Raw genomic sequence first — 5457 nt, 5'->3', positions numbered from 1 at the left:
CCAGAATCAGCACTTGACGATCCAGGTGTACAATCAGTACGTAGCATTTACAACTTCTATAAATCGCATGGTTACGAAACCATTGTAATGGGTGCGAGCTTCCGCAATACTGGTGAGATATTAGCGTTAACGGGCTGTGACCGCTTAACGATTAGCCCTCAGCTATTAACTGAACTTGCAGAGTTAAGCGACGCAGAGGTTTATCCTCTAGAGAAACCAACGGAAGTATTACCAAAACCAGCACCTTTAACTGAAAATGAGTTTCGCTGGCAGCATAACCAAGATGCGATGGCAACAGAAAAGCTAGCTGAAGGCATTCGCTCGTTTGCCGAAGCACAACTTGAACTTGAAACTCGTTTTGCAAACCTATAAGGAATAAACGGTTTATGACCACCTTAGCGCAGTTGCACATGCAACTAACAAATGCTGCTGAGAATATTAAAAAGAGCCATATTTTGGCCCTTTTTGATGCGCAGCCTAACCGTGCAAGTGAATTTACAATAAGTGCGGCAGGTTTAACCCTCGACTTTGCTAAGCAAGCAATCGATAAATCCATTCTTAATGATTTAATTGAAGTTTCTAAGCTAAAGCAGTTAGCGCAACTAAAGCACGCGCAATTTAGTGGTGAATTGGTAAACACAACTGAAAAACGTGCGGTACTTCACACGGCATTGCGTGACAGCACTTTGTTAGCCAAGCACTTGCCCGAGGTGGCACAAGAAATTGAAGCAACTAAAACACGATTGCTTGATTTTGTTGCGCGTTTCGAACAAAACAGCATCGTAGGTGTTACAGGCAAAGCCATTACAGATGTAATCAGTATTGGTATTGGCGGTTCATTTTTTGGACCTAAAATGCTTGAGGCGGCATTAATTGATAGTCATGTTAACGACGTTAATGTACATTATCTTGCCAATATTGACGGCCAACAAATAAGACATACGTTGGCAAAACTCAATGCTGAAACCACTTTAATTGTGGTAGCGTCAAAATCGTGGACCACAGCCGAAACTCAGCTTAATATGCAAGCCGTAATGGACTGGTTTAAGCAAACCATGCCAAACACTGCTATTGCCAACCATTGGATAGCATTAACGGCAAAACCAAAGCTCGCAAAGCAAGCTGGCTTTAGTGAAGAAATGATTTTTCCATTGTGGGATTTTATTGGCGGCCGTTATTCAGTTTGGTCAACCATCGCCCTTCCGTTAGCACTTAAAATTGGTAAGGCTAATTTTGAGGCCTTGCTAGCAGGTGCTGCAAGCCTTGATAATCATTTTATAACTGCGCCAGAAGAGCAAAATTTACCTATCATTGCAGCCTTAATTGGCTATTGGCAACAACACTATTTAGGTGAAAATAACCTACTAGTGCTACCTTATGGTCACGCCTTAAAAACATTACCAGCGTATTTACAACAGCTTGATATGGAAAGTAACGGTAAAAGCGTGAACCTTGCAGGTGATTCGATTGAATTATCAGGCCCAATTTTATGGGGTGCTGAAGGCACAAACTGTCAGCACTCATTTATGCAATTGCTGCATCAAGGCAAGCAAAGTGCCATGATTGACTTTATTTTGCCACGCGTCGGTGAAAGCAGTTATCAGCAACACCACAAAGCAATGATTGCAAATTGCCTAGGTCAAAGCCAAGCGTTATTGCAAGGTAAAAACTTAGTGCAAGCGCAAGCTGAACTAGAAGCCCAAGGGTTAAGCCAAGAAGAAATAAATGAACTTGCGCCGCATAAAGTGATGCCAGGCAATAAAGGTTCTAATACATTATTAATTGACGATTTATCATCTCGTTCACTTGGCGCACTGTTAGCTTTTTATGAACACAAAGTGTTTGTGCAAGGTGTGTTATTTGGCATAAATAGTTATGACCAATGGGGCGTTGAACTTGGTAAACAACTCGGTAACCAAGTACTCGATGCGATGGCGTCCCAAAATTACCAACAACTTGATCCTTCTACTGCTCACTTACTAAAAACACTTACAAATTAATACCCTAACAGCTACCTTTTTGGTAGCTGTTTCCTTGTTGTTTGATCTAGTCGAAAAACCTTCATTATTTTTTAACAAAAGCTAAACATATTAGTTTTATTTTTAGACGAGTTATGATATTTCTTATGCCGAGGTTAAAAAATCCACAGGAGGATACCATGGATAGCATAGATGATATTTTCGCAATATTAGAACGTCCTGAACCAACAACAAAGGCCTCTTCGAAAGGGAAAAAGCGCAAATGGCGTGAAATAGAAGCGTTAAAGGAAAGACACAGACTGAAAAAAGAACTTGAAGAATTCGGTTCTTTTGATGACATTGATCTAGATGACTTAGTTATCTAACAATCATCACAATAAAGGCTCTCAGGAGTCTTTTTTTTCGTCTGATTAAAGCTTAAAACTCATAGCCAACACTGACAATAAACTGAAAATCGTTTTTCTCAGCTACCGCCCCTTGTGAACGGGTAGATGGTTTATCATTTCTATCAACATACAATAATAAATCTAATTCAAAATCATTCGTCAGCTCAACATCAAAACCCGTTTTTAAGGTTTGCTGTTTACCGCCTAGCTGCTCTTTTAAGAATTGAATTTGATAATCAAATTTAAAATCAATGCGCGATGACACTTCCCAGTCAATCACCATACCAAGCGAAAGTGCGCCAGATGTTTCTCGCTTATCGTTACTTGATGAAGTAAAACGTGTACTTTGATAACTAGGGCCCACACTTAAATTCCAGTCCAACATTTTACTATCAAACAAGTGATAACCAACACCTACACCATAGGTTGAGCGTTCATCAATGTTACTAAAAGGGTCGGAAAAATATTCATATTCAAGTGGTCGGAAAAACATTTTATTCGAAAAAAACCAATCAAGACTGATATTAAGGCGCTGATTATCGACCGTTGTTTGCGTTTCTTTTGAGGTATTTTGCAATTCACTTTTATTAATCAAATAATCAACTTTTAACCGATTAATCGCTGAGCGCCTTTGTAATTGCAAACGCATATTGGTGTCGTTTTGTTTAATATTGCCGCGGCGAAAATTAGCACCTAAATTAATCGAACCAGACCATAAATTTATTCGGCTTTCACCAAACGGCACCATGGTAAGCACATTGCTAAAATACACTCGCTCACTTTTTAAGCCCTGGTAAATAGTCAGTACATTATCACTTAACTGTAAACGACCAGTATAAATGCGCCCTGCATTGAGCCTCACACTAAATGCATGTTGTGAACGAATTTCACTAATATCTTCAGCATCAATGGTTTGCAAGCCAAATTCATCAGAGTCAAACTCAACTTTGTCATCATAGAATGAAATGATTTCACCATTAATCCATTCACCAGAGCTGGTTTTAAGCCAATCTCGATCAACAAATATTTCAGGCTCAGCGGCAAATATCTTTAGCGAAAAGACAAAAACTATCAAAGATATAAGTCGCGTAAAAAAGTGTTTTTTTTGCATCATTTAAGGTTGTTTAAATGCCAATTTATTGGGGTTTTATCCATAGCTAATAAGGCATCATTTGTTTTAGAGAAATGCTTACAACCAAAAAAGCCGCGATAGGCAGAAAGTGGTGATGGATGCGGCCCATTGAAGACTACATGCTTAGTTGTATTGATATGACGTCCTTTTTTTTGCGCATGTGAACCCCAAAGCAAAAATATAATACCTTCGGCATGTTCATTCAATGCAGCTATAACGCGATCAGTAAAGGTCTCCCAACCGAGCATTTTATGCGAGTGAGCTTGGCCTTGTTCAACGGTTAATACCGTATTTAATAACAGTACCCCCTGCTCTGCCCACGTTTGCAAATAACCATGATTAGGTATAGCAAAACCGTCGATATCGGTTGCTAATTCTTTATACATATTGGCGAGCGATGGTGGTGCTTTAACGCCTGGCTTTACTGAAAATGCCAAGCCATGTGCTTGATCTGGGCCATGATAAGGGTCTTGCCCGAGGATCACCACTTTCACATCTTCAAACGCGGTGCTTGAAAACGCACTAAACACTTCATCCTCAGGCGGAAATACATTAACCCCCTCAGCGCGCCTTTTGGCAACATAGTCGAGCGTATCTTTAAAGTAGTCTTGTTGCTTTTCAACTGCGAGTACATCTGTCCAAGTAGTCATAAAATTCTTTGTCGGTTATTTTTGCTGTCAGTATGCCATAAAAAAGCCGCTAACTTGTAGCGGCTGGGTATTTCAATCAACAGATTTAAAAGGATTAAGCTAGTTTTGCCAAAATGTTTTCACGAAGCACTTGATAGTCATTAACTAGGTCTTCTGCTAAACACTGTTTTGCTAATGCATCAGCAAGTGGTTTTGGCATATCTAATTCAATCGAAAGAATGTCTTCAACTGACTCTTTAAATTTAGCTGGGTGAGCGGTTGATAAAAAGATGCCAACACCATCAGCAGCTAAATCTTGTTTTAAGCCTTGGTAAGCAATTGCCGTATGCGGCTCAGCTAAGTAACCTTTAGCATAAACATCATGCATTACCGCTTTCGTTTGTGCTTCATCAACACTGTGCGAATAAAAATTATCGTAGCTAAACCAGTTGTTATCTAGCATAAACTGCACACGCGGCCAGTTATTTGGTTTACTCACGTCCATCGCATTTGATAACGATTCTAGCGTTGCATTTGGCGCCCAGTCTTTTGATGCTAAATAACGCGGCACAGTATCATTTTGGTTTGTCGTTGCTGAAAGCTTAGCCACTGGTAAACCTAAACTTGCGGCAATCATTGCAGCACACACATTACCAAAGTTACCACTTGGCACCGAAATATGCGTTTTTGCGCGCTCTGCTTTAGGTAATTTCGCCACCGCTTCAAAGTAGTAACATACCTGTGCAAGTAAACGGCTAATATTGATTGAGTTTGCTGAGTTTAAGCCTAAGCGCTGTTTTACTTCATCATCTAAAAACGCTTGTTTTACCATCGCTTGGCAATCATCAAAGCTGCCATCTACTGCGTAACAATGAATGTTATTGCCTAGTGTTGTGAACAGTTTTTGCTGTGCTAATGAAATTTTACCTTTCGGGTATAAAATCACCACATTAATGTCTTTTTTGCCGTAAAACGCATGTGCCACAGCAGCACCTGTGTCACCACTTGTTGCTGTTAAAATCGTGGTTTTGTTACCTTCATTAAATACCGACAAGCACTCCGCCATAAAACGACCGCCAAAGTCTTTAAACGCAAGCGTTGGACCATGAAACAGCTCAAGGCAGTAAACATTATCTTCAACTTTTACCAGTTCTGCTGGAAAGTTAAAGGCATTTTTTACCATTTGCTGTACGGTACTTTCTGGTAATTCATCACCAATTAAATGCGATAAAATTTTGCTGCTACGCGCGACAAAATCAAGCTCAAGTAACTCATCAACATTACTTAGCGGTACTAGGCTATTTGGGAAAAAGACACCTTGATTGTTGCCT

At 39.9% G+C, this 5457-nt stretch carries 6 protein-coding genes; 3 read left to right on the top strand and 3 right to left on the bottom strand.

Annotated elements, in window-relative coordinates:
- From ABYD77_RS17400 to ABYD77_RS17390, 3 genes are all read left to right on the top strand, one after another.
- Positions 1-372, top strand: a 372-nt coding sequence (locus tag ABYD77_RS17400) for a transaldolase family protein (protein WP_372771361.1), incomplete at its 5' end; no start/stop codon positions are given.
- A 14-nt stretch (positions 373-386) separates the two neighbouring features.
- Positions 387-2000: a glucose-6-phosphate isomerase gene (gene pgi, locus ABYD77_RS17395; protein ID WP_372771360.1), complete on the top strand. Its 1614-nt coding sequence runs from the start codon at positions 387-389 to the stop codon at positions 1998-2000.
- 158 nt (positions 2001-2158) lie between these two features.
- Positions 2159-2344, top strand: coding sequence for a DUF3545 family protein (locus tag ABYD77_RS17390; protein WP_372771359.1), 186 nt, complete (start codon positions 2159-2161; stop codon positions 2342-2344).
- A 52-nt stretch (positions 2345-2396) separates the two neighbouring features.
- Here the strand turns inward: ABYD77_RS17390 and ABYD77_RS17385 are convergent, their stop codons facing one another.
- From ABYD77_RS17385 to thrC, 3 genes are all read right to left on the bottom strand, one after another.
- Positions 2397-3479: a YdiY family protein gene (locus tag ABYD77_RS17385; protein ID WP_372771358.1), complete on the bottom strand. Its 1083-nt coding sequence runs from the start codon at positions 3477-3479 to the stop codon at positions 2397-2399.
- Positions 3476-4147 carry a uracil-DNA glycosylase gene (gene ung / locus ABYD77_RS17380; protein WP_372771357.1) on the bottom strand — a complete coding sequence of 224 codons (672 nt, stop codon included), beginning with the start codon at positions 4145-4147 and terminating at the stop codon, positions 3476-3478. Before ung ends, ABYD77_RS17385 begins: the two co-directional genes overlap by 4 nt.
- A gap of 94 nt (positions 4148-4241) precedes the next feature.
- A partial coding sequence (thrC, locus tag ABYD77_RS17375) for a threonine synthase (protein WP_372771355.1) occupies positions 4242-5457 on the bottom strand: 1216 nt, incomplete at its 5' end.

The sequence above is a fragment of the Pseudoalteromonas sp. genome (assembly GCF_041629635.1).
GTDB lineage: Bacteria > Pseudomonadota > Gammaproteobacteria > Enterobacterales > Alteromonadaceae > Pseudoalteromonas.
The sequence above is the reverse complement of the archived record's forward strand: the minus strand, read 5'-3'. Positions and strand labels throughout refer to the sequence as shown.

Coding starts and splice junctions, on each gene's coding strand:
- ABYD77_RS17385 (WP_372771358.1), bottom strand. CDS start 3,479: ATGATGCAAAAAAAACACTTTTTTACGCGACTTATATCTTTGATAGTT.
- ABYD77_RS17390 (WP_372771359.1), top strand. CDS start 2,159: ATGGATAGCATAGATGATATTTTCGCAATATTAGAACGTCCTGAACCA.
- pgi (WP_372771360.1), top strand. CDS start 387: ATGACCACCTTAGCGCAGTTGCACATGCAACTAACAAATGCTGCTGAG.
- ung (WP_372771357.1), bottom strand. CDS start 4,147: ATGACTACTTGGACAGATGTACTCGCAGTTGAAAAGCAACAAGACTAC.